Annotated in this window: 16 protein-coding genes and 1 other RNA gene; 10 read left to right on the forward strand and 7 right to left on the reverse strand. The window is 51.8% G+C overall.

Annotated features, from left to right (window positions below; genetic code table 11):
• Positions 1-2 precede the first annotated feature (2 nt).
• From ACL2XJ_RS21540 to ACL2XJ_RS21550, 3 genes are all read right to left on the reverse strand, one after another.
• Positions 3-5,840 (reverse strand): hypothetical protein, encoded by a 5,838-nt coding sequence (locus ACL2XJ_RS21540; protein ID WP_413724443.1) that lies wholly within the window; start codon positions 5,838-5,840, stop codon positions 3-5.
• Positions 5,841-6,117: 277 nt separating this feature from the next.
• Entirely contained in the window at positions 6,118-7,164 is a 1,047-nt protein-coding gene (locus ACL2XJ_RS21545; RefSeq protein ID WP_203521439.1) for a 3-deoxy-7-phosphoheptulonate synthase, read from the reverse strand.
• A 107-nt stretch (positions 7,165-7,271) separates the two neighbouring features.
• A complete protein-coding gene (locus ACL2XJ_RS21550) occupies positions 7,272-8,093 on the reverse strand; it encodes a pyruvate, water dikinase regulatory protein (protein WP_132921612.1) in 822 nt (273 codons plus the stop codon).
• A 148-nt stretch (positions 8,094-8,241) separates the two neighbouring features.
• On the opposite strand from ACL2XJ_RS21550, the gene ppsA reads away from it, so the two are divergent.
• Entirely contained in the window at positions 8,242-10,620 is a 2,379-nt protein-coding gene (ppsA, locus tag ACL2XJ_RS21555; RefSeq protein WP_413724444.1) for a phosphoenolpyruvate synthase, read from the forward strand.
• Positions 10,621-10,765: 145 nt separating this feature from the next.
• Here the strand turns inward: ppsA and rprA are convergent.
• Positions 10,766-10,870, reverse strand: an RNA gene (gene rprA, locus ACL2XJ_RS21560) — antisense sRNA RprA.
• A gap of 309 nt (positions 10,871-11,179) precedes the next feature.
• A complete protein-coding gene (ydiK, locus tag ACL2XJ_RS21565; RefSeq protein ID WP_132921610.1) occupies positions 11,180-12,280 on the reverse strand; it encodes an AI-2E family transporter YdiK in 1,101 nt (366 codons plus the stop codon).
• 269 nt (positions 12,281-12,549) lie between these two features.
• Between ydiK and ACL2XJ_RS21570 the strand changes: the two genes are divergently transcribed.
• Both ACL2XJ_RS21570 and ACL2XJ_RS21575 read left to right on the forward strand, forming a co-directional pair.
• Positions 12,550-15,603: an FAD-binding and (Fe-S)-binding domain-containing protein gene (locus ACL2XJ_RS21570; RefSeq protein ID WP_413724445.1), complete on the forward strand. Its 3,054-nt coding sequence runs from the start codon at positions 12,550-12,552 to the stop codon at positions 15,601-15,603.
• The gene (locus tag ACL2XJ_RS21575; RefSeq protein ID WP_413724446.1) at positions 15,603-16,022 is read left to right on the forward strand and encodes a hotdog fold thioesterase; all 420 of its coding nucleotides are present in this window, start codon (positions 15,603-15,605) and stop codon (positions 16,020-16,022) included. Before ACL2XJ_RS21570 ends, ACL2XJ_RS21575 begins: the two co-directional genes overlap by 1 nt.
• 27 nt (positions 16,023-16,049) lie before the next feature.
• On the opposite strand, the gene ACL2XJ_RS21580 is transcribed toward ACL2XJ_RS21575, so the two are convergent.
• A complete protein-coding gene (locus ACL2XJ_RS21580; RefSeq protein WP_413724447.1) occupies positions 16,050-17,261 on the reverse strand; it encodes an MFS transporter in 1,212 nt (403 codons plus the stop codon).
• Between the two features lie 770 nt (positions 17,262-18,031).
• Here ACL2XJ_RS21580 and sufA point away from each other — a divergent pair.
• From sufA to ACL2XJ_RS21615, 7 genes are all read left to right on the forward strand, one after another.
• Positions 18,032-18,403, forward strand: coding sequence for a Fe-S cluster assembly scaffold SufA (gene sufA / locus ACL2XJ_RS21585; protein WP_132921606.1), 372 nt, complete (start codon positions 18,032-18,034; stop codon positions 18,401-18,403).
• Between the two features lie 14 nt (positions 18,404-18,417).
• On the forward strand, positions 18,418-19,926 hold the full coding sequence (gene sufB / locus ACL2XJ_RS21590; RefSeq protein ID WP_132921605.1) for a Fe-S cluster assembly protein SufB: 1,509 nt from the start codon (positions 18,418-18,420) through the stop codon (positions 19,924-19,926).
• Positions 19,927-19,992: 66 nt separating this feature from the next.
• A complete protein-coding gene (gene sufC / locus ACL2XJ_RS21595; protein ID WP_132921604.1) occupies positions 19,993-20,739 on the forward strand; it encodes a Fe-S cluster assembly ATPase SufC in 747 nt (248 codons plus the stop codon).
• Complete coding sequence (gene sufD / locus ACL2XJ_RS21600) at positions 20,714-22,012, forward strand: Fe-S cluster assembly protein SufD (protein ID WP_132921603.1); 1,299 nt, start codon at positions 20,714-20,716, stop codon at positions 22,010-22,012. Before sufC ends, sufD begins: the two co-directional genes overlap by 26 nt.
• On the forward strand, positions 21,996-23,219 hold the full coding sequence (gene sufS, locus ACL2XJ_RS21605) for a cysteine desulfurase SufS (RefSeq protein WP_413724448.1): 1,224 nt from the start codon (positions 21,996-21,998) through the stop codon (positions 23,217-23,219). Before sufD ends, sufS begins: the two co-directional genes overlap by 17 nt.
• A gap of 27 nt (positions 23,220-23,246) precedes the next feature.
• Complete coding sequence (gene sufE, locus ACL2XJ_RS21610) at positions 23,247-23,666, forward strand: cysteine desulfuration protein SufE (protein WP_413724449.1); 420 nt, start codon at positions 23,247-23,249, stop codon at positions 23,664-23,666.
• A gap of 549 nt (positions 23,667-24,215) precedes the next feature.
• Positions 24,216-25,247, forward strand: a complete 1,032-nt coding sequence (locus tag ACL2XJ_RS21615) for a L,D-transpeptidase family protein (RefSeq protein ID WP_413724450.1) — start codon at positions 24,216-24,218, stop codon at positions 25,245-25,247.
• A gap of 205 nt (positions 25,248-25,452) precedes the next feature.
• Here ACL2XJ_RS21615 and ACL2XJ_RS21620 read toward each other — a convergent pair whose 3' ends face one another.
• Positions 25,453-25,689, reverse strand: coding sequence for a major outer membrane lipoprotein (locus tag ACL2XJ_RS21620; protein WP_413724451.1), 237 nt, complete (start codon positions 25,687-25,689; stop codon positions 25,453-25,455).
• Positions 25,690-25,727 lie beyond the last annotated feature (38 nt).

A 25,727-nucleotide genomic window follows, 5' to 3' on the forward strand; every position in this document is an offset into this window, starting at 1 on the left:
GCTTACATATGATAAAATCGCTCGGATAAATATTTAAATTCATCAATGGATAAAATAATATCCAGCAGAGCCTGTTCAATAAATTCGATATCCTCAGACCCGTCAATGTCATAATCCTCCAGTATTTGATCGAGTATCGACAAGGACTCCTTCTTTAAAAGGATATCGGCCACTACGCGAGGGTGATGCGGATTTTGTGGATAGATTAGCTGCAAAATGTCAATGTAAATGAAAGGAATATGACGTTCAACCGGGCTCAAATGGATATTTTTGTGATTATTTTTCTGCGCATGCTGGATAAAAAATTGTATAACGTTACGGACAGATGTCATGATATCCCGTAGCTCCTGCTGCATGTTCAGGGTACTGACAAGCTGCGGGGGACTCCGTTTTACCGGCTCTTGACAACCATTATCAATGAGAGGGAATCCGCCTGCCGCAGGCCGATACTGGCGAAACCACTCAGGTCTTCTTTGACGGATCCCGCCCTCAATTTTATGAGGAAAAGTATGGACCGCAAGCCCCAGCTCATCAGCCAGGATCTGAGCGGTGGAATAATCGGAACCATAGCCGCTGTAACAGGAGTGCAACTCAATACTCTCGATGTCTTCTAATGTGAATGTCGGGTCTTTAACGTAAGCCAGGCCCCGGATGATATCCGCCAGTTCGACGGGATCCATATTGTTGATAAGAAACGGCTCGCCATAGTGTTTGATGCGAATACGCGGTTTTTCTTCACTGCTCCAAGGCACTACAGAAATATAACAATCTTTGCCGAAAAGGACCTCCTCGCGGGGGATAAAATGGCGTCGATAACCCGTAATGCGACCATCGATATGAAACTCGGGCCTCATCTCGCTCGGGAGTTCATACGCCAGAATTGGCGTATTATCCATTGCGCCGAATGCGCTGCCGGCCATCACAATGAAGTTTTTATCGCCACGGTGCAAGGTTAACAAATTTTGGTTAAACGTTCCCAATTGTTCGGCAATGACCAACGAAACTCGCTGCTGTGGGGTAAAACCATATAAGTTATTATTTAGGCCAATGAATCTTCCCTGACCGATGCATAACATCAGATGCTCCAGTCGATTCGAGTAATCATAGAGCGCCAAAAGCTTACCTTGATTTATTCTTAATAAATCAGATGTTGTCGATATCTTATATTCATCAACAAGTATGGCATGGCTATTTATAAAATCGTTTTTTGCTTGTTTTATCATTTCCAATAAATGATTTGCACTTTTAGGGGACAGTAATCCACAGTGTAACAATATATAAAGAGGAAGCTCTTCTTTCAATTCAAATGATAACGCTTCGTGGCGAATCGACCTTGCCACAAGATGAGGCAAATGCTGATCTATCTCGCTTATAAAAGCCTTAGATTTCATTAGATAACTATTATGTTTAAGCAGTAGCGGCCTATACCAGGCCGGCTCTTTAATCAGGAAGCCATCTTTAATGAAAACATAGGGCGCCGTGGCTTCACGATAGCTAAAAAATCTGGCATCTTGCATATCATCAAAATCTTTGTATTTAATTAATTCGAAGTCAGTCGGTTGCTGGCTAAACATCATCAGCCACTCGTTTTCCGTAAAAATATCCCTATTATCATTAATACCAAAAGACAAGCGATTATTGGCAAAGTCAATAATATAACTTTGATTGGCTATGTTAACAGTGATGGCAAAATAGGTTTCCGCGGCCCAATGAAGAACGTCGCTCCAAGCGCTTACGGCACGAAAGCGGATCCTAACGCCATCCTTGCTTTCTAACGCTTGTATTGCGAGAACCGCGGACGTTTTATCATATACAAATTTATTATTAAATTGCATAGCTAAGATGTCTTTTTTCAAAGAAAAGTTTCGATGAAAATCATTAAATATTGAAATGACGCGGTCTCCCGAATTTGTAAATATAGTTTCCCTCTGGTGACGTTCAAGTGAGAAGCGCAGTATGGTTTTGTGAAAATTCACCAAATCGCAATCAGAAAATTGATCAATGCCCGATACGCGTAGGGGTTCAATCTCAATCAATTTTGTGTCCTGAGCATTGTTAGGATGGAAATGATTGACTGGGAGGGGCGAAATCCTTATGTCAACGACTTGCCGTGCGCTGGCGACCCAACCTCCGGAGTGGCTTTGTACAATGGGAATGGCAAAATCTTTGTCGTTGCCGCCTTTCAAGTTGATGATTCTCCATTCACCATGATATTTATCCCAAAAAACGGGGAAATAGTCATTGTCGTTAACAATATAGTATGACTCTGCAGAACCCGAATTTTTTACTAAAATGCCACTGGGCAAGGTTTCGAGTTGATTTTCATCCACTTCTGCTTTCCAGTATTGCCGCAGGTTTTTCTTCCTCGAACTAAACAATCTAATGGCGACGTTGGCTTTTGCTAGCACATCCTGTATTTTAAATTGTAGCGTATCATCTAAGATTGTTAACACTTTGCCTGACGGATGTATGATGTTATAAAATGATGATATTTCATCAGAAAAAGACTTGGTCATTTTGTATCCAATGTTCGGTGTTGAGCCTATAAGTTCATGAAAAACAAAATTCCTTATCATATGATGTTGTACCTTTTCTTTTGTAGCTTTATAAAGAGCATGCTTAAATGTGTTTTCGGATATTTTTTTAAACTGTCCTGAAAGAGATACAACTGTAGTAACAAGATCATAGAGATCAAAAATGATATCTGCAAACTTGATTTCATGTTCTTCATCATACCATAGCTGGCAGAGTGTGGTAAAAAAAGGAATAAATGAAGCCGTGTATTCCAGCCAGGTATAATGACGCAATGTTTCTTTGGAATTTTGAGCTATTGCAACCAACGTAGCCTGATTGATATTATCGATAGCGTTGATAAATGGGATCTTAAAACTTATAGGCTCAGATGTTTCATCCTTATTGAAGACATAGGATTTTATGATGGAATATAAGTCTGAATCTTTAACCGCAGCAAGAGAGTATGCCGATGCAGGAACATCAAAAATTTCTTCTTCAGGAACATGAAGTAAAATATCTATCATAGAGGTTAATGACTCGCTATTCGCATCGATTTCAGGAAAAAGTGATGCTAAGGCAGTTTCATTAATATGGAAATGAGGACGATGTCTCATATCGAGGCCAGTGGAACAGTTTTCCCAATATTCTTTGATCAGCGCTAAAGTATCGCCATTTTTGAGTACATTGAAATCAGTGATGATCACGAAGCCGTTAAAAGTACTTAATAATACGGTCTTATCATTATGCAGCGTAGCAATAATGAGATATCCTGTATTATCCTTCGGCAGGGAGACGAAGGTGAATGGGGTTAAATCATTCTTAACGTAATTTCGTGAAAAAACTTTAAAGCATAAAATTTTCTTAGCAGGATATACGATATCTACATAATGCAAACTAGATTTTTCTAATGCTTGCATCGTAAGATTTCTCGCCTCAATAAATGAATGATGCTTTTTATAGTCGACGAATTGATTATAATATTCTTCTAACGAATTCTTTTCGGAAGAAGATTCCAACTTATAAACACTTTTGTAGGGTTGCTGTCTACGGGAGTTATAGTCCATGAAGATCTGCTGCTGTGACATTATAAATTGTTTTAGAACATAAAGTACGTTTAATGAAGATAAAAAACCTTCACTAAGCGTTTTTTTCTGAGAAATGAACCATATTGATGCAGCCTTGATAAAAACATGTAAATCTCCTTTCTTTTCCAAATCGATATATTTTTTTAACATCTCTAGATTGTTTTGATTAAAATCAGGGCTTGCTTGGTCTCGAACTGCTTCGATTTTAGCCGCCACAATACGTTGCTCTTGGTTACTTGCGTTAAGTTTAGTATTATGTTCTATAAAATCTGTAACACAATTTATAAATATCTTTTGCATATTGATAAAATAGCTTAATAAAACAAAAAGAATTTTATCGTTCTTGATGATACCTGTTAGTTCATTATGCCATGCATAGTAATTAGTAAATTTACTCTTTTCTTCATGATTATTATCGATCATGTCAGACAATATATTATGTGTCTGTTCTAACGGAGCAATATTCCTTTGCTGCCAAGATGAAAGAGAACTATTGCTTGATCCGTCTGCTCTAAATAGCTCCGCTATATCCAGAAGACGTTCAAAATAAAAGTTTGCTGAAGGGCGCTGGTAGATGTAATTTATCAATTCCCGATAAAAAAGAGTATCCATATTTTCATTGGTGAGCATCTGTTCGTCAGCGGTAAAAATATCTCCTATATCAGTGATCTCACCCGGCATAATAAAATTTAAACTGTATATGCTGATAGCATTCGTTCTGGTGTAATCAAATATTGAATAGAATTTTGATTTTATCAGGCAGTCTATCAGATGTCTTTTATCGTGATTAATTAGTGCGTGATAAATTTGTTGTGCGTTTATATAGGTTACACGCGACAGGGGAGAATGATCACCTGGGTATAAATGTAAGCGATATTCATTATATGCTTGTTGACATAAATTAAGGACGTGCATCATTTTTTGATAATAGGATTTCCGTCCAAGGGTTTTTTCTCTGACGTTGTGCGCGACTTCCGACTTTGCCATATCAAAGGTTTTATTTTTAATAATTAAAATGACGTCCTTGATTATTTCTGTATTGATGCGGCTTGAAGCTTCTTTCAATTGCTTAACAATATTGCTAATAAAATTTTCGACCATGAAATTTTCAGCGACATGACGTTTTAGTCTTTTCAGTTGAGCTGTATTTTCTTGTGTTAACTCTTTAAGGGACGAAATGATGTCCTCAAACTGGACTTTGGAAATAATGATATTTAGAGAGGTAAATTTATCTTTAAGGTAAAGGCCGCCATGAAAGATTTTTGCCATTTTTTTGCCAATAAATTTATCGAACTCCAGCAGGTTACTCAATGGATCGGATAATGGTGGGTTACTGGCCCTGACAAAGTCTTGAAACATATTAAGAAGCAGAGTTTGAGCCTCCCTATTGGCGAGAGAAATCTGGAATTCGAGGCCATCAATACTGAATAATAATCGGCTGTTGGCGTCAATTTCTCCGCTGCTATACTCTGCTTGCGGCGGCAGCGTCTCGCTTAGCGCGGATGCGGTGGGGGAATTTACGGCCTGGTTAAGGTCTTCATCAGATTCGTGGTCTTTTACCGTTCTTAGCCGCGCTGAAAATTCCGCCTCTGCCGTATGTATGATTGTGCCGGGATAAAAAACCGAAGATGTTGTGGGCTGCCCCTCCGACTGAGGGAATATCAGCGGGTCACGTAAGCCGCTGAACCACTTGGCGGTGCTTCCCACCCAATCAGGCCAATTATATACGCCGAGCCATCCCCCGCCTTGAACAAGCTGGCTTAATAAAAGGGAAAGCGACCCATAGAAGGGTAGCGGTTTGTGGTAATCTTGCTGAATATGGTAATTATTGCCATCTGAAACCACCAGTGATTTGTTAAAATAGCCGGCAAAAATCAGGTTACCGCTCGGTAGCATTATTTTTTTTGTCGCAACGCTGAATTTTTTGTCGTGCAATTCAATCTGTATATATTTTGTATGACCCGAAGTTAACAAACAATCCATATTATTTGTAAGTTCATTTACGCAGCTGAATAAATAATCAACTCTTTCTTCCTCAATATTTTTTTCACAATTATTTATGTCGTGAGATTCATCTGCTTTATTATCAATAGATGAAAGGGAATCTTTAATTTGAATATTGTTTATTTTTTTTATGGAATAAGTGTAATAATGTAATGCATTAGTCTTTTGAGAATGTCTAATTTGATAATCAATATGATATATTTTATTATTTTCTAATAAACAAGTTTCTTTTGTCATGGCAAGATCCTTATATATGGATAGGGTTATCTGAATATAAAATGGAATTGTTTTCGTGATGAGTGAAATAAATTAGCGGTCTACTTTTTTAAATTTGATGAAATAATTTTCTCTAGAAGATAATCGATTTTTCACTGACCCATAGAACATATCATCAAACATTCGCATGTGGAATTAAAGAGTAAAAATTAAGAGTTTTATCGCTTCTCAGACGAAGAAAATAATTAGGCCGCCTGTCGGCGGCCCAATGGGTAAATGGGAGGGTAGCGAAAAGGGTTTAGAAACGACTATCAACGGCGCCCGCCAGCATGGCCAGCAGCCTTTCGCTGTCTTCCCAGCCAAGGCAGCCATCTGTGATGGATTGACCATAGGTCAACGCTTGGCCGGGTATCAGCGCCTGGCTGCCTTCAACCAGAAAACTCTCGGCCATGATGCCTGCTACCCGCCGGCTACCGTCGCTTATCTGCCTGCATACGGATTCCGCCACGTCCAGCTGGCGGCGATACTGTTTCTGGCTATTGCCATGGCTGAAATCCACCAGCAGATGCGGCGGCAACCCATGCTCCTGCAGATGCCCGCAGGCCTGCTGGACATCGGCGCTATGATAGTTGGGCGTGCGGCCGCCGCGCATAATGATATGGCCATAGGGATTTCCCGCCGTTTGGTAAATGGTCATCTGGCCCTGTTTATCCGGGGACAAGAACATATGAGACGCGCGGGCGGCGCGTATGGCGTCGATGGCAATCTGCGTATTGCCGTCGGTGCCGTTCTTGAATCCAACCGGGCAGGAGAGGGCAGACGCCATCTCACGGTGGATCTGGCTCTCGGTGGTGCGGGCGCCGATGGCGCCCCAGCTGATTAAGTCGGCAATATACTGGCCCATCACCATATCCAGGAACTCGGTGGCGGTGGGCAATCCTATCTCATTGACCGTGAGCAGCAAGCGCCGCGCCAACTCGAGCCCGTCATTGACCCGATAACTGCCGTCAAGACCCGGATCGGAAATCATGCCCTTCCAGCCCACTACCGTGCGGGGTTTCTCAAAATAGGTGCGCATGACGATTTCCAGCCGATCCCGGTAGCGAACGCGCAGGGTATTCAACTGCCGGGCATAGTCGATGGCGGCGTCGGTATCGTGGATGGAACAGGGGCCAATCACCACCAGCAGGCGGGGATCACGGCCGTGCAGAATCCCTTCGATACGGTGGCGCGCGGCGGTAACGCTTTCCGCTACTATGGCGCTAAGAGGCAGTTTGTCGGCTAACGTTGCCGGCTCAATAAGACGACCAATGCGCCTGGTGCGCAATTCATCTGTGTTAAACATGAACAATCTCTAAAATGGCTTCTTCTCAACGGTGAAATACCGGGAAGTGATGGCGATCACAATAAACCAAAACCAGATGAATTCAACAATAATAATGACCAGGCGGATTAGTACATACGACGGCTCAGGCCAAGTAAATCCATTATTTTGGTGGCTATCTCCTCTACGGAGTGATTGGTGGAGTTTAGGTAGCGGATTTGGTTATTCCGGAACAAGAGCTCAACCTCGCTGACCTCGAAACGGCACTGGCGCAATGAAGCGTACTGACTGTTGTTCAGTCGTTCATCCCGAATGGCGGCCAGACGCTCCGCATCGATGGTCAATCCGAATAATTTATCATGAAATGGTTTCAAAGCCGCGGGCAAACGCAAATTATCCATATCATCGGCGATAAACGGATAATTGGCGGCGCGGATGCCGTATTGCATGGCCAGATAAAGGCTGGTAGGGGTTTTTCCGCAGCGGGAAACGCCCAGTAGAATGATTTGCGCCTGGTCGAGATTGCGCAGCGAAATCCCGTCGTCGTGGGCGAGGGTATAATCAATGGCCGCGATGCGTGCATCGTATCTGTTCAGATTGGTGGCGGTCAGCCCATGGGTGCGGTGCGCCACCGGATCCGGCGATAACCCCAGCTCCTGTTGCAGGGGCGCCACCAGGGCTTGCACCACATCCTGGCAAAAGCCGTCGCTGGCTTCCACGATGGTGCGGACAACCGGCGAAACGATGGAATAAAAAACCAGGGGCCGAATGCCGCTTTGCTTATAAATCGCATTTATCTGTTCGCTTACGGCAATAGCGCGGGATTCCGTTTCAACAAAAGGCAACGTATAACTGTTGGTGGTCACCGGGAATTGCGACAGCACCGCATGGCCGACCACTTCGGCGGTAATGGCGGTGCCGTCCGAGATAAAAAATACGCTTCTTTCCATATGTCGCTCCCGCGGTTTGTTGGGCTAAACTCTGAATTTTAGCGCTGGCTCGATTCATCCCGGGCCCGCGTATTAGGCTTTATGCTACGCTCACTGAATAACGCTTTTCCCACCAGACTTTTTCATTATAAGTAAAAGGATGACGCAGATGTCTATAACTGACAATGATACTGATAATATACTCTGGTATAACCAACTCGGGATGCATGATGTTGACCGGGTAGGGGGTAAAAACGCCTCCCTGGGAGAAATGATAACCCATTTATCCGCGCTGGGAGTCTCGGTGCCCAACGGTTTCGCCACGACCGCCGACGCATTTAATGACTTTCTTAACCAGAGCGGCATCAACCAACGTATATATGACCTGCTGGACCGCCTTGATGCCGATGATATCGGCGAGCTTTCGGCGGCCGGCAATCAGATCAGGCAGTGGATAATCGACACCCCGTTTCAGCCTGCCTTGCAGGCGGCCATTACGTCGGCCTACCGGACATTGTCCGCTGACGACAGCGAGGCGTCTTTTGCCGTGCGCTCGTCAGCCACCGCGGAAGATATGCCTGACGCGTCATTCGCCGGCCAGCAGGAAACCTTTCTGAATGTTCAGGGTATCGATGCGGTAATGACCGCCATCAAGCATGTCTACGCTTCCCTGTTCAACGATCGCGCCATCTCCTACCGGGTACATCAGGGTTACGATCACCGCGGCGTGGCGCTCTCCGCCGGCGTGCAGCGCATGGTGCGTTCCGACCTGGCGGCATCCGGGGTAATGTTTACCATTGATACGGAATCCGGTTTCGATCAGGTGGTATTCATTACCGCCGCCTACGGACTGGGCGAAATGGTGGTGCAAGGCGCGGTGAATCCGGATGAATTCTACGTGCATAAACCTACGCTGCAGGCCGGGAAACCGGCCATAGTGCGACGGAATATCGGTTCCAAAAAAATCCGTATGGTCTATGCCGGCAGCCAGGAACATGGAAAGCAGGTCCGCATTGAAGATGTGCCTGAAGCAGAACGGCATCGTTTTGCCCTTACCGATGATGAAGTCCAGGCGTTGGCCCGCCAGGCATTGCAAATAGAACAGCATTATCAGCGCCCGATGGATATTGAGTGGGCCAAGGACGGCCATACCGGTCAATTATTCATTGTCCAGGCCCGGCCGGAAACGGTGCGGTCACGGGGGCAGGTCATGGAGCGCTACCAGCTCAAATCCCGCGGCGAGGTGCTGATCGAGGGGAGGGCCATCGGCCATCGCATCGGCGCCGGTCCGGTCAAGGTCATCCATGACATCAGCGAAATGAACCGGGTTGAAGCCGGCGACGTGCTGGTCACCGACATGACCGATCCGGACTGGGAACCCATTATGAAAAAGGCCGCCGCCATCGTCACTAACCGCGGCGGACGCACCTGTCACGCGGCCATTATCGCCCGCGAATTGGGCATCCCGGCGGTGGTGGGCTGCGGCGACGCCACCGAGCGCGTCACGGAAGGCCAGAATGTCACGGTATCCTGCGCGGAGGGAGACACCGGTTATGTTTATCATGAACTGCTGGATTTTGACGTCAATAGCGCCAAAATTGAACAAATGCCGGCGCTGCCGCTGAAAATCATGATGAATGTCGGCAATCCCGACCGGGCATTCGACTTTGCCTGCCTACCCAATGACGGCGTGGGCCTGGCGCGGCTGGAGTTTATCATTAACCGCATGATTGGCGTTCATCCCCGGGCATTACTGGAATTCGACCAGCAAACGCCGCAGTTGCGCGAAGAGATCGGGCGGATGATTCAAGGTTACGCCGGTCCGAAAGAGTATTATATCGCCCGCTTGACTGAGGGCGTGTCTACCCTGGCCGCGGCGTTCTGGCCGAAACGGGTCATCGTGCGTCTTTCCGATTTCAAAACCAACGAATATGCCAACCTGGTGGGCGGCGATAAATATGAACCCTCGGAAGAGAACCCGATGCTGGGCTTTCGCGGCGCGGGCCGGTATATCGCCGACAGCTTCAAGGCCTGTTTTGCCTTGGAATGCGATGCCATCAAGCGGGTACGCAACGAGATGGGGCTGACCAATGTGGAGATCATGATTCCGTTTGTCCGCACCGTCGCCCAGGCCGAGGCGGTGGTGGAGGAACTGGCGCGGCAGGGATTAAAGCGCGGCGAGCAGGGACTTAAAATCATCATGATGTGCGAGATCCCCTCCAATGCCCTGCTGGCGGAGCGATTCCTTGAGCACTTTGACGGTTTCTCCATTGGTTCCAATGATATGACCCAGCTGGCGCTGGGACTGGACCGGGATTCAGGTCTGGTATCGGCCCTGTTCGACGAACGGGATGAGGCAGTGAAAGCGCTATTGTCCATGGCGATTGTCGCGGCTAAAAAACAGGGTAAATATGTCGGGATTTGCGGTCAGGGGCCGTCGGATCATGAGGATTTTGCCGCCTGGCTCATGGAACAGGGCATCGACAGCCTGTCGCTGAATCCGGATACGGTAGTCAAAACCTGGCTTAGCCTGGCGGAGATTAAATAACCTTATTATTAATCTGGATTACTAATCGGGAAAAACAGCCGGGCATGCCCCGGCTGTTTTGTATTAGGCGGTGTATTAGGTTGTGTATTAGCTTAAAAAAATTGAACAAAATAAATTAATTTAAGTAAGAACGTTATTTGGCGGAATAAAAAAAAGCCCATCCTATGAGACGGGCAAAGACTACACACAGCAATTCATTTAACTCAGGGGAAACCGTGATGTAAAATCAGAGAGTTGAGTTAATTGATGCCCCAATGATATGAATTGCGGGGCATTGAGTCATTAAGAATCATCCTAATCATTGAATACTAATTAATTATTATCAATATAATAAGAAATATGTCTGATGCCCAGAACAATCGCGGCCGTTATATCTTCTAACCGGAAATAGAGACAGTGCAGGAATAATAAGGCTGACTGAGAAATTAATCCGGAAAATCCAAAGGGGCTTTCTGATATGGAACCCGGCGTCGATATCGCGGCCGGGCGTGGATGGGGACTTAGCCGGCCTTGCCCGCTACGAGCCGCCGGCGGTTGCGGTCATAACCGCAACCGTGCCTTAAGGAATATCCCGCAGGTGTTTACCCGGATCGTGTATTTCACCGGGCTCCGGCGCTTCGTGAACCCAGGCAAAGCACAGGCGATAGGATACCGCCAGCACCACGGGACCAATAAACAGCCCGATCATGCCGAAGGCGAGCAATCCGCCGATAACGCCGCACAGCACCAGGAGAATAGGTAAATCCGCCCCCATGCGGATAAAGACCGGCCGCAGGAAATTATCCAGCGTGGCTACTACGCAGCTCCATATCAGCAGCAGGGTGCCCCAGGTGGTCTCACCGCTCCAATAGAGCCAGATCATGGCGGGAATCAAGACCAGCAAAGGGCCAAGCTGGGCGATGCACAGAATAAACATCACGATGGTCAGGATGGTGGCAAAGGGGATGCCGGCCACCGCCAGGCCTATTCCTCCCAGCACCGCCTGGACAATGGCGGTTAACACCACCCCCAGAGCCACCGCGCGGATGGCCTGCGCCGCCAGCAGCACAGAGGCGTCTCCCCGTTCGGCTCCCAAACGGATGGCGAAATGGCGCACCGCCAGTCCCACCCGCTCACCGCGGATATACAGCAGGACGCTGAACAGGATCATCAGGCCGCAATGGATGAGAAAGCTGCCCACCTGCGCCACCTGCGCCAGCAGCCAGGTGGCCGATTGGCCGATATAGGGTTGCACTTTGCTCATGAGCAGGCTGCCGCCGCCGGAGATCATGGCCTGCCAGCCGGAATAAAGCTTGTGGCCCACCAGGGGGATATCGTGCAGCCAATGCAGTGTCGGCAAGGTTAATCGATTCGGCTGGGTGGCCCAGGCAAGCAGTGGAGCGCTATTGTCAATCAGGCTGCTCACCAAAAAGGATACCGGCAGTACAAAAAGCAGCAGCAGCAAAATGGTCATCGCCAGGACCGCCAGTGAGCGTCGTCCCCAAAACAGGTTTTGTAATCTTATCAGCAGCGGCCAGGTGGCAATCACCACCATGCTGGCCCAGGCGAATCCCAGGATAAAAGGCTGTACCACCCAAAAGCAGGCCAGGCTCATCAGCGCGATAAACGCAACGCCGAACAGCATTCTGGGCAGATCGATCAGTTGACGCGGGTAATCCATGTAAGCGTTTTTCACCTCAGTTAACAGGCAGGTCAAGAGATATACTAGGTCCTTCGGCTACAGCCTTAATGATGCGTTATTTCACGCTTTTTTGACAGCTTGCGCTAAAAACTTTAACGCCGATATTACAGTGACTCCCTGTATGCCGATGTGAACGGGCTCCGCAGGAGAAGATTTTTTCCTCACAGCGCGCAAGGTAAAAAGAAATATGATAAAACAACCCTACCATGCCGATACCACACACTTTCGAAAAAACAGGCTCACCGTTAATGATTCCTCAGATTTCCCAGGCCCCTGGGCTTGCCAAACCGGTAATTGATTTTCTCCATGAACTGAAATTCAACGGCTTTGCCGGCGACAGCGCCACCAGTTATGCCGACCGGCTCACCATGGCCACCGATAACAGCGTTTATCAATTATTGCCCGACGCGGTGGTTTTTCCCCGCAGCACAGATGATGTGGCGCTTATCGGCAAGCTGGCGGCAGACCCGCGGTTCGCCTCGATCACCTTCACCCCCCGCGGCGGTGGAACCGGCACCAACGGCCAGTCTCTCAATACCGGTATCGTAGTGGATATGTCCCGTTATATGAACCGTATCCTGGACGTGAATACCGAGCAAGGCTGGGTCAAAGTGGAAGCGGGGGTCATCAAGGATCAGCTGAATCTGTTTTTAAAGCCGCTGGGGTATTTTTTCGCTCCCGAATTATCCACCAGTAATCGCGCCACCCTTGGCGGCATGGTGAATACCGATGCCTCCGGGCAGGGGTCGCTGGTGTATGGCAAGACTTCGGATCATGTTCTGGGCCTGCGTGCCGTGCTGTTGGGCGGCGAGCAGATTGAGACCCGCGCCATGAGCATTGCCGACGCCGAGGCGCTTGCCGCCGGGGAGGGAGCTGCGGGGCGTATTTACCGCACGGTGCTGGACAGCTGCCGGGCGCGGCGGTCGCTGATTCTGGAAAAATTCCCCAAGCTTAACCGGTTTCTCACCGGTTATGATTTGCGCCACGTCTTCAGCGACGATATGCAGACCTTCGATCTGGGCCGGATTCTCACCGGATCGGAAGGGACGCTGGCCTTTATCACCGAAGCCCGGCTGGATATCACGCCGCTGCCGAAAGTCCGGCGGCTGGTGAATATCAAATACGACTCTTTCAATTCCGCGCTGCGCAGCGCGCCTTTCATGCTGGAAGCCCATGCATTGTCGGTGGAAACCGTCGACTCCAAGGTGCTAGACCTGGCGCGGGAAGACATCATCTGGCATTCGGTGAAAGAGCTGATACAGGACGTACCGGGGCGGGAGGTATTGGGACTGAATATCGTCGAGTTCGCCGGTGACGATCTTTCCCTTATCAACCAGCAGTTGGCCGCCCTGTGCCAAAGATTGGACGGGCTGATGGCCGCGCGGCAGGAAGGGGTTATCGGTTACCAGATCTGCGATCGGCCGGCGGATATCGAGCGTATCTACGCCATGCGTAAAAAAGCGGTGGGGTTGCTGGGCAACAGCAAAGGGCCCGCCAAGCCTATCCCGTTCGCCGAGGACACCTGCGTACCGCCGCAGCATCTGGCCGACTATATTGTCGAGTTCCGGCAATTGCTCGACAGCCATCATCTGCAATACGGCATGTTCGGCCACGTGGATGCCGGGGTGCTGCACGTCAGGCCGGCGCTGGATATGTGCGATCCGGCGCAGGAAGTATTGATGAAAACGCTGTCGGATCGGGTGGTCGCCCTCACCGCCAAGTACGGCGGGTTGCTGTGGGGCGAGCATGGCAAGGGTTTTCGCGCCGAGTACAGTCCGGCATTTTTCGGCGAAACGCTTTATGAAGAATTGAGAAGAATAAAATCGGCGTTTGATCCCTATAACCGCCTCAACCCCGGCAAAATCTGCTCTCCACTGGAGAGCAGCGCGCCGATGAAAACCGTCGACGGGGTGAAACGGGGCGCTTATGACCGGCAAATCCCCATTGCGGTCCGGAACTCTTTTCGCGGCGCGATGGAGTGCAACGGCAACGGGCTTTGTTTCAATTTCGATGCCCGCAGTCCCATGTGTCCGTCGATGAAAATCACCGGCGACCGCATCCATTCGCCCAAAGGGCGGGCGACGCTGGTACGGGAGTGGCTGCGGCTGCTGGCGGAGCAGGGGGTGGACCCGCTGGAGCTGGAAAAGAATCTGCCCGCCGGGATGGCGAGCCTGCGCGATTTGGTGGCGCGGGCGCGCAACAGCCGGCGGGCCGACCGCGGCGAATATGATTTTTCCCATGAGGTCAAAGCGGCCATGTCCGGCTGTCTGGCCTGCAAGGCCTGTTCTACCCAATGCCCCATCAAGATTGATGTGCCGGGATTTCGGTCGCGCTTTCTCCAGCTTTATCACAGCCGCTATCTGCGCCCCTTGCGCGATCACCTGGTGGCCGGCGTGGAAAGCTATGCGCCTTTGATGGCGCGAGCGCCGTCATTTTTCAATTTTTTTCTAAAACAGCCCTGGTTGAATGAATTGAGCCGCAAACGCATCGGCATGGTGGATTTGCCGCTGCTGTCGGCCCCTTCGCTGCGCGCGCAGCTGGCGGGGCATCGCGCCGCCGATACCACGCTGGAACAGCTGGAAGCCATGAGCGCCGAACAGCGGCAAGGACATGTGCTGGTGGTGCAGGATCCCTTTACCAGCTATTACGATGCCGGCGTGGTGACGGATTTTATCCGGCTGGTGGAAAAGCTGGGTTTTAAACCGGTGCTGCTGCCTTTTTCGCCGAACGGTAAAGCCCAGCACATCAAAGGTTTTTTGCAGCGCTTTGCCAAAACCGCCGCCAAAACCGCCGATTTTCTTAACCGTACCGCGCTGCTGGGCTTGCCCATGGTGGGTGTGGACCCGGCTCTGGTCCTTTGTTATCGCGATGAATACCGGGAGGCGTTGGGTGACGGGTTGGGAAATTTCAAGGTTATGCTGGTACATGAATGGTTGATGGGCCTGCCGCAGACCCTGTCCCCGGCGCCGTCAGCGGAAAATACCTGGTATCTTTTCGGCCACTGCACCGAATCCACCGAACTTCCCGCCAGCGGCCAGCAATGGGCGTCCATCTTTTCCCGCTTCGGCGCCCGGCTGGAGAACGTCAGCGTCGGCTGCTGCGGCATGGCCGGCACCTATGGCCATGAAAGCGCCAATGTGGAAAATTCTTTGGGTATTTATGCCCTCTCCTGGCAGCAGCCCCTGCAGCGTTTGCCGCGGACGCGTTGTCTGGCCACCGGCTACTCCTGCCGCAGCCAGGTGAAACGCATCGAAGGCGAGGGCATTCGCCATCCTTTACAGGCTTTACTGGAGATCATGTGATGATTTGGAAACGACCGGCCTCCCTTGAGGGTCTTAATCAACATAGCCGGAATACCCTGGTCGCCCATCTGGGCATTGTCTATACCCGTATCGGCGACGACGAACTGGAAGGGGTGATGCCGGTGGACCACCGGACCCGTCAACCGTTCGGTTTGCTGCACGGCGGCGCTTCGGCGGTGCTGGCGGAATCCCTGGGCTCGGTGGCGGGTTATCTTTGTACCGAAGGCGGGCAGCGGGTGGTGGGGCTTGAAATCAACGCCAATCACCTGCGCGGCGTTACGGAGGGCAGCGTACGCGGCGTCTGCCGCCCCCTGCACGTCGGGCGTACCCACCAGGTCTGGGATATCCGCATTCATGACGACCAACAAAGATTGACCTGTATCGCCCGCCTCACCACTGCGGTGCTGGAACCACGCTAAGCTGACCCTGGCGGAGCGGTTGGCCGCTTAACCCTGCTGACGGGCGTGCGCGTCGGCGCGGAACTTCAGGCGCACCATCAGCAACGCGGCGAGGGCGGCCATCATTGCCGCGCACAGGTAAAGATAGGACATGCCCAAATGGGACATGACAAAGCCCGCGGCCGGGCCCGCCAGGCTCAGTCCGAGATCGAGGAAAGCGGAATAGGTGCCCAGGGCGGTGCCCTGGTTTTGCGGCGGGACCTGTTTAACCGCTTCCACCCCCAGCGCCGGAAATACCAGGGAAAATCCCGCACCGGTGAGCAGTGCGCCCAAATCCGCCACCATGGCGTCGGGCGCCGCCCAAATCAGTAACAATCCCAGCATCTCGCAAATAAACGACAGGAGCGAGACGGTCAGTCCGCCGTAAATGTTAATAACATTGCCGGAAATCAACCTTACGCCGACAAAGGCACAGCTCATTAGCGTCAGGGAAAACGCCGCTCCGCTCCAGCCGAGATCGGCGAAATAGAGCGTGATAAAACTGACAATCACCCCAAAGCCCATGGTGCCCAGGCCCAATCCGAGGCCATAGGGCCAGATTTTGCCCACCACGGTGGTGAATGCGATGCGCTTTCCGGTAACGATGGAGACTGCCGGTTTGCGCAGCGCCACCGCCCAGGCGCCAAGGCCAATGAAAAGCACAAACACGCCCACCGCCCCGATCCCGCCGAGGGAGTTGAGCCAAACGCCGAGGGGGGCGCCGATGGCGATGGCGCCATAGGTGGCTACGCCGTTCCAGGATATGACCCGGGCGGTATGGAACTGGCCGACCCGGGCGATGCCCCAAAGCGTGGAGCCGGTGCTGGCAAAGCTCTCGCCGATGCCCAGCACCAGCCTGCCGATGAACAGCAGCCCGAGGCTGCTCCAGGGCGTTGCCGTCATCCAGGCGGCCAAAAGATACATCAGTCCGCTAAGACCACAGCAGCTCAATCCGATCAAGACCACTTTCTTGGGTCCCAGCATGTCGGCATAGCGTCCCGCATGGGGGCGGCTGAGCAGCGTGGCGATATATTGTATACTGATGGCGAAGCCGGCGATGACGGTGTTAAAGCCCAGCCGGTTATGGGTAAAACCGGGAATAATGGCCAGCGGCAGGCCGATGGACAGGTAGCAGATAAAGGTAAAAAAGACGATGGGTATGATAAGTTTGTTGAGCTGAGGCGTGGTTAAGACGGGCTTGGGAACCGCTGACGAAGGCATAAGCGTGAGAGATCCGGCAATTGACTGTTTTCAATAGCATAACGCGAGCGGGCCGGACTATCTCCTTAAAAAATGCTAATAATTGTATTATTATTGCCGGCCGCCGGTCTGCCACATGGGCTAAATGGCGGAAATGTGATATAATTGTATTATAATTGTAACGAAAGAAAAAGACGGTTTAGCAGGTCGGCGCCTCCCCGGCCATGAGCGGGCCGGGAGTAAAGGTTCCGGCGCTTATGGCACGGATTGCTTGTTAAAAACCCTGCGCGCGGGGGTAATGTAAAGTAGCATGGCGGGACCGGATCTTATTATTGTCTATTTGTTTTAGTTGTTTAAACCGAACGGGTAAATAATGATGGTAATCATTATCAATTAACGCCCTGGTGCTTTATTCGGCAATACCCCTATATTCAGCGCCTGATGATGGTTCCTTGTACAAAAATGTACATAACGGCGACGTTCGGTTCGCCTGTCATAAAAATAGTTTTTTTCGATGAATTATTTGTCACTGCAAGAAAAAAAAAGATCTGATAATTATTTTGTGGTTTTTATTTTGATCAAACTACTTTAAAATCAATATAGTATAAATATTTAGTTCATATATTATAACAACTTAAATCGTTAAAACATCGCCGCCAATCCGAATAGACCGGCATTTACCGCCGCTTTTGTCTATTCCCCTGCTAAGGGCAAGGTTGCAGTGTTAATTGATATCACTAACATAGAGAGATTGCGGTTTATCAATCTTGTCATATTGAGAGGTCAGTTTTATGCAAACGGACACCGTTGAAACTTTTTCACTCGAGGATAATACCTGGCAAGGCCTGACCCTGAGCGAAGCAGCAGCCAAACAGATACGTCGCCTGGCGGAGCAGAATGCCGAAATGCGGGGGTTGCGCCTGGGTGTAAAACAATCGGGTTGCGCCGGCTTCGGCTATGTGGTGGAGATGGCTACCCGTCAAGAGGATAGCGAACTGGTTTATGAACGTGATGGGGCCCACCTCTATGTGCCGCTTAAAGCCATGCCTTTTATTGACGGCACGGAAGTGGATTATGTGCAGGAAGGCCTGAATCACGTATTTAAATTCAATAATCCCAAAGCTCAGCATGCCTGCGGGTGTGGCGAAAGCTTTGGTCTTTGAGCGGATGAACCATTATGGCACGAAGCAATATTGAAACTCCCGAGCCCATCAATGCCGCGCCGGAGCCCTGGGTAAAAAGCGCTAACTATAAAGAAGGCTTTTTTACCCAACTGGTCACTGACGAGCTGGCCCATGGCATCAGCGAAGAGGTGGTGCGGGCTATTTCGGCGAAACGCAACGAACCGGAATGGATGCTGGAGTTTCGCCTTAATGCCTATCGCGCCTGGCTGAATATGGAAGAACCGCACTGGTTGAAAGCGTACTATAAGCCGCTGGACTATAACGAATACAGCTATTATTCCGCGCCTTCCTGCGGCAGTTGCGATGATAACTGCGGCTCCCAGCCGGGGGCGATGCAACAGCCCGGCGTCGACGCGGCGAACAGCTATCTCACCACCGAGGTGGAAGCGGCGTTCAACCAGCTGGGCGTACCGGTACGGGAAGGCTCGGAAGTCGCCGTGGACGCTATTTTCGACTCGGTGTCGGTATCCACCACCTATCGCGATAAGCTGGCGAAAGAGGGCATTATTTTCTGCTCCTTCGGCGAGGCCATTCACGAACATCCGGATCTGGTTCGCCAGTATCTGGGCAGCGTAGTGCCTCCCAACGATAACTTTTTCGCCGCGCTGAATTCCGCTGTGGCCTCGGACGGCACCTTTGTCTACATCCCGAAAGGGGTGCGTTGTCCCATGGAGCTTTCCACCTATTTTCGCATCAATGCGGCGAAAACCGGCCAGTTCGAACGGACAATCCTGATTGCCGATGAAGACAGCTACGTCAGCTATATCGAAGGATGTTCGGCGCCGGTGCGCGACAGCTATCAGCTGCATGCCGCGGTGGTGGAGGTCATCGTCCACAAGAATGCCGAGGTAAAATATTCTACGGTGCAGAATTGGTTCGCGGGCAGCGAAACCGAGGGGGGCATCTTGAACTTTGTCACCAAGCGGGCACTGTGCGAAGGGGAAAATTCCAAGATGTCCTGGACCCAGTCGGAAACCGGCTCGGCCATCACCTGGAAGTATCCTAGCTGTATCTTGCGCGGCGACAATTCGGTAGGGGAATTTTTCTCTGTAGCCCTGACCAACGGCAACCAGCAGGCCGATACCGGCACCAAGATGATTCACATCGGTAAAAATACCCGCTCCACCATTATCTCCAAGGGTATTTCCGCGGGTAAAAGCGAGAATACCTACCGCGGCCTGGTGAAGATTATGCCCACCGCCACCAATGCCCGTAATTACACCCAGTGTGATTCGATGCTTATCGGCAGCGAAAGCGGCGCGCACACCTTTCCTTATGTGGAAGTGCGCAACAGCACCGCCCAGTTGGAGCACGAGGCCACCACCTCGCGCATCGGCGAGGATCAACTGTTTTATTGCCGCCAGCGCGGCATCAGCGAAGACGACGCCATTTCGATGATTGTCAACGGCTTCTGCAAGGACGTGTTCTCTGAATTGCCGTTGGAATTCGCCGTGGAGGCGCAGAAACTTTTAGCCATCAGTCTTGAACATAGTGTGGGTTAAGCCATTGACCACACAGTAAGTATTCTGCCTGATTGCTGGTCTGGATAGTCGGGTAAAGGAAAAAAAATGTTAACAGTTCGTAATTTGAACGTGAGTGTGGAAGATAACAGCATCCTCAAGGGCCTGAACCTTGAAGTTAAACCCGGCGAGGTGCACGCCATCATGGGGCCGAACGGTTCCGGGAAAAGCACCTTGTCCGCCACGCTGGCGGGACGGGAAGATTACCGGGTCACCGAGGGGGAAGTGCTGTTCAAGGGCAGGGATTTGCTGACGCTGGATCCTGAGGAGCGCGCCGGGGAAGGGATTTTCATGGCCTTCCAATATCCGGTTGAAATCCCGGGCGTCAGCAACCAGTTCTTTTTACAGACGGCGGTGAACGCGGTACGCAAATATCGTGGTCAGGAACCGCTGGATCGTTTTGATTTTGCCGATTTCATCGAAGAAAAAATCGCCTTGCTGAAAATGCCGGCGGATCTCCTGACCCGGTCGGTAAACGTCGGCTTTTCCGGCGGTGAAAAAAAACGCAATGACATTCTGCAAATGGCGGCCCTTGAGCCTTCCCTCTGCATCCTGGATGAAACCGACTCCGGTCTGGATATCGATGCGCTGAAAATCGTGGCGCACGGGGTCAATACCCTGCGTAACCAAAATCGCTCATTTATTATCGTCACCCATTACCAGCGTATCCTGGATTATATCAAACCGGATCAGGTCCATGTGCTTTATCAGGGCCGCATCGTGAAATCCGGCGATTTCGCCCTGGTGAAACAGCTGGAGGAGCAAGGCTATGGCTGGCTTACCGAACAAGAATAATGCCCGGACACTGCAGCAGTGGCATCATTTATTCGAAGGCCAGAGCGTTTCCCGCTCAGCGCAATCCTACGCCCATTGGCAAAACGTGGAACGGCTGGGTTTGCCTACGCGCAAGCACGAGCAGTGGAAATACACCCCTCTGGAAGGATTGCTGTCCCATCGTTTCTCCCAGGCGCAGGCACAGTCCGTTACCCCGGAGCAGCGCGACCGGCTGAGTCTGCCGCTGGATGCCGTGCGGCTGGTGTTTATTGACGGACGGTTCGAGCCGGGCCTGAGCGACAGCGCTACCGGTTCCTGGCTTATCGACATTGAGCGCGGCGCGGCGCGCACGACCCTGCCCGAGCCTATCCAGCCGGAAATATTTTTGCATCTGACCGAGAGCCTCAGCCGCGAAACCACCCGTATCCGGCTGCCCGCCGGCAAAACGGCGGAAAAACCGCTCTACCTTCTGCATATCAGCAGCGGCGTTGACGATGCCGAAGAGCTGAATACCCTGCATTACCGCCACCATGTTGATGTGGAACGCGGGGCGCAGGCCGAGGTTATCGAACATTTTGCCAGCCTGGACGGGCAGGGGCATTTTACCGGCGCCCGCCTTACCATGACGGTGGGGGATAACGCGCGGTTAAGCCATATCAAGCTGGCGTTTGAAAATCGCGCCAGTTACCACTTTGCCCATGATGATATCGTTATCGGCCGCGACGCCTTCGTACGCAGCAACAGCTTTTTGCTCGGCGCCGGTCTGACCCGTCATCAGGTAAGCGCCCGGCTTGACGGCGAGGGATCCGACCTGGCCATTAACAGCCTGCTGTTGCCGTCGGAAAATGACGTGACCGACACCCGGACGTATCTGGAGCATAACAAAGGATATTGCCTGAGCCGCCAGCTGCACAAAATCATTGCCCGCGATCGGGGCAAAGGCGTATTCAACGGTCTTATCAAGGTGGCCAAATACGCGGTGAAAACCGACGGACGGATGACCAACAATAATCTGCTGTTGGACCGGCTGTCCGAGGTGGACACCAAACCACAGCTGGAAATTTACGCTGACGACGTCAAATGCAGCCATGGGGCTACCGTGGGCCGGATAGATGATGAGCAGATGTTCTATTTACGCTCACGGGGCATTCCCCGCCAGGAAGCGCAGGAGATGATTATCCATGCGTTTGCCGCCGAAATCACCGAGGCGATGGACAACCAGGTCGTGCGGAAAACCGTATTGGCCCGTATCGCCGATGCTTTGCAAGGAGGGAGTCATGTCCTATCCCATTGAACGAGTGCGTGGGGATTTTCCCATTCTGGCACGAGACGTTAACGGACAGCCGCTCACCTATCTTGATAGCGCGGCCAGTGCGCAGAAACCCAATATCGTTATTGATACCGAACGGGATTATTACCGCCAGGGCTATGCCGCCGTGCATCGCGGCATCCATACCCTAAGCGCGCAAGCCACTACCCGGATGGAAGATGTCCGAGCCCAGGCGGCGCGCTTTATCAATGCGGCATCGGATGAGGAAATCATCTTTGTCAAAGGCACCACCGAGGGTATCAACCTGGTGGCCAACAGCTACGGGCGTCAATTTTTCCAGCCTGGGGATAATCTGATCCTGACGGAAATGGAACATCACTCCAATATCGTTCCCTGGCAGCTTATCGCCGCGGAACGGCAGGTGGAAGTCAGGGTATTGCCGTTGTTGGCGGACGGTACGCTGGATGAGGAAAAGCTATCCTCGCTTATTGACGATCGTACGCGGTTGCTGGCCATCACCCAGGTTTCCAATGTGCTGGGCACCGTAAACCCGTTGAAGAGGCTGATCGCACGGGCTCGCGCTGCCGCCGATCTGGTGGTGTTGGTGGACGGAGCCCAGGGCATCATGCATGGCAAAGTGGATGTGCAGGCGCTGGATTGCGATTTCTATGCCTTCTCCGGCCATAAGATTTATGGTCCGTCCGGTATCGGTATCCTGTATGGTAAAAAAGCGCTGCTGGACCGGATGCCGCCATGGGAGGGGGGCGGGTCGATGATCCAATCCGTCAGCCTGACGGAAGGCACCACCTTTCTCGAACCGCCCTGGCGTTTCGAAGCGGGTTCTCCGAATACCGCGGGCATGATGGGCTTGGGGGCGGCGCTGAGCTATGTGGAAAGCCTGGGCCTGGATAATATCCGGCAGTACGAGGGCGAGCTGATGCACTATGCCTTGGAGTCATTGCAGCAGGTGCCGGATTTGATCCTGTATGGTCCCGCGGATCGGGCTGGGGTTATCGCGTTCAACCTGGGCAAACACCATGCCTATGATGTGGGTAGCTTCCTCGATCAGTACGGTATTGCCATTCGTACCGGCCACCATTGCGCGATGCCGCTGATGGCTTATTATCAGGTGCCTAGTATGTGTCGCGCCTCCCTGGCCCTGTATACCACCCGTGAGGACATTGATCGGCTGGTGACCGGTCTGGTACGAGTCCGGCGTTTGCTGGGCTGAATCCGTCGCCTGTGGAGAACATGAGTCATGGCGAATCTGCCGGATAAGAATAAACTACTGCGTAACTTTTCCCGCTGCAGTAATTGGGAAGAGAAGTATATGTATATCATTGAATTGGGCGCTCAATTGGATCCGCTGCCCTCGGGAACCCGTATTGCCGGCAATTTGATTTCCGGCTGCCAGAGCCAGGTGTGGATCGTTATGAACCGTGATCCCCAGACGGGGGAAGTGAGGTTTTTCGGCGACAGCGACGCGGCCATTGTGAAGGGACTGATAGCCACGGTATTCGTTTTTTATCACGGCCTGGCGCCTTCGGAGATTGTCGCAGAGGATGTGCGGCCGTTTTTCAGCGAACTGGCCTTGAGCCAGCATCTCACTCCGTCCCGCTCCCAGGGGTTGGAGGCCATGGTGCGCGGCATTCGGAAAAAAGCCGCCGCATTGCATTAAAAGGCTACGCCTCAGTCCTCAAAATGCCCCACCGGCAGGATCCTCCTTCAACAGGTTCGTTGCACGATCGGTGATAGCGGGCCTACCGTGGCATGGGGCGCTCCGGCCGCCGCAAGACGGCGGCTTCGACCCCATTGCCGCGGTCTCCCTTTAACAGGCTCGTTGCACGATCGGCGCCGGCGGGCCTACCGTGGCATGGGGCGCTCCGGCCGCCGCAGGACGGCGGCTTCGACCCCATTGCCGCGGTCTCCCTTTAACAGGCTCGCTGCACGTTCGGCGCCGGCGGGCCTACCGTGGCATGGGGCGCTCCGGCCGCCGCAGGACGGCGGCTTCGACCCCATTGCCGCGGTCTCCCTTTAACAGGCTCGCTGCACGTTCGGCGCCGGCGGGCCTACCGTGGCATGGGGCGCTACGCCTGTCTCTTTTTATCGGCGAATTCTTATTGCAGGGGTCGGCAGGCGGCTGCTATTGGTGGTGATGTTTATTGTCCGCCGGTGAGAAGTCTGCCGGAAAACCGGATTTGAAAATAAAAACTGCTAGGAAGACACTATGAATCGAACCTTGACCCTAATAGGTTTTGCCATGGCCGCCTGCTTGGCGGGAGCCATCGGCAGCGCGGCGGCTACCGAGTATCCGTTGCCGCCGCCTGACAGTCGCCTTATCGGTGAGAATACCATAGCCACGGTGGCCAATAACGGCGGTTCGCTGGAGGCGGTGGCCGCGCAATATAAAATAGGTTTATTGGCGATGCTGGAGGCCAATCCCGGCACCGATCCCTATTTGCCGACGCCGGGTACCGAGCTCACCATTCCCGCGCAGATGCTGTTGCCCGATGCTCCGCGAAAAGGCATTGTCATCAATCTTGCCGAACTGAGGCTATTTTATTATCCCCCCGGGGGCAACAGCGTCATCGTTTACCCCATCGGCATCGGCCAGCTGGGTCGTAATACGCCGGTCATGGTTACCTCCATCGTCAAGAAGATCACCAACCCTACCTGGACGCCGACCCCAAATATCCGCAAGCATTATCTGGCTGAGCAGGGTATTACGCTGCCGGCGGTGGTTCCGGCCGGCCCGGACAACCCCATGGGATTGTTCGCCCTGCGTCTGTCGGCGGGCGGCGGGACCTATCTTATCCACGGAACCAATGCCAATTTCGGCATCGGCATGCGGGTCAGCTCCGGGTGTATCCGGTTACGTCCCGATGATATCCAGGCATTGTTCGAGCAGGTGCCTGTCGGCACCCGGGTGCAGGTGGTGAATGAACCCATTAAGGTGGCCGTTGAACCCGACGGCAAGCGATATATGGAAGTACATCAGCCTTTGTCCCGCAACGATAAGGACGATCCGCAGACTATGCACATCGCCCTTACGCCAAAGGTGAAAAAATTCATCGGCGACAAAGCCTCGGATAAAACGGTCGCCGATGAAGCGATAGTCCGCCGCGCCGGTATGCCGATCCTGATTTCCTCCGGTATTGCCGAAGACAGTTTGCCGCCGGCCGATATGTCCGCGCCGGTACCCCAATCATCTCCTGCGGCGACCGTTAGTCGGGTTGCTGAAAGCGATGGCGCGCTCTAGCGTGTAAAGGCTGCCAAACGGCAATCCTGGCCATTGTGGGTCATTGGTCGTGTGGTGGGGTCAGTCAGAGGATAAAACAGCGCTATGAGGGGATTTGGGGCTTGCAGCGCAGCGGCAGAAAGGGTTCCTAAGGATAAACGAGAAGGCAAACCCGGCACAAAAAAAATGGCGCACAATGTGCGCCATTTTCTAAACAAGGAAGCTCTTATTTACGATAAGAGTGAGCTTGGTTATCCAAACGTTGGTTAGCACGGGCAGCGTCGTCTTTAGCAGCCTGTACGTCGGAACGAATAGCGTTCACATCGTTGCTGAGCTGGTCAACTTTCGCGTTCAGAGTTTGAACGTCAGAGGACAGCTGATCGATTTTAGCGTTGCTTGAACAGCCAGCAAGCATAGCAGAACATAAAATTACCGCGCCCAGTACCAGTTTAGTACGATTCATTATTAATACCCTCTAGATTGAGTTAATCTCCATGTAGC

Source organism: Sodalis sp. RH16 (genome assembly GCF_047324245.1).
In the GTDB taxonomy this organism is placed as follows: domain Bacteria; phylum Pseudomonadota; class Gammaproteobacteria; order Enterobacterales; family Enterobacteriaceae; genus Acerihabitans; species Acerihabitans ligni.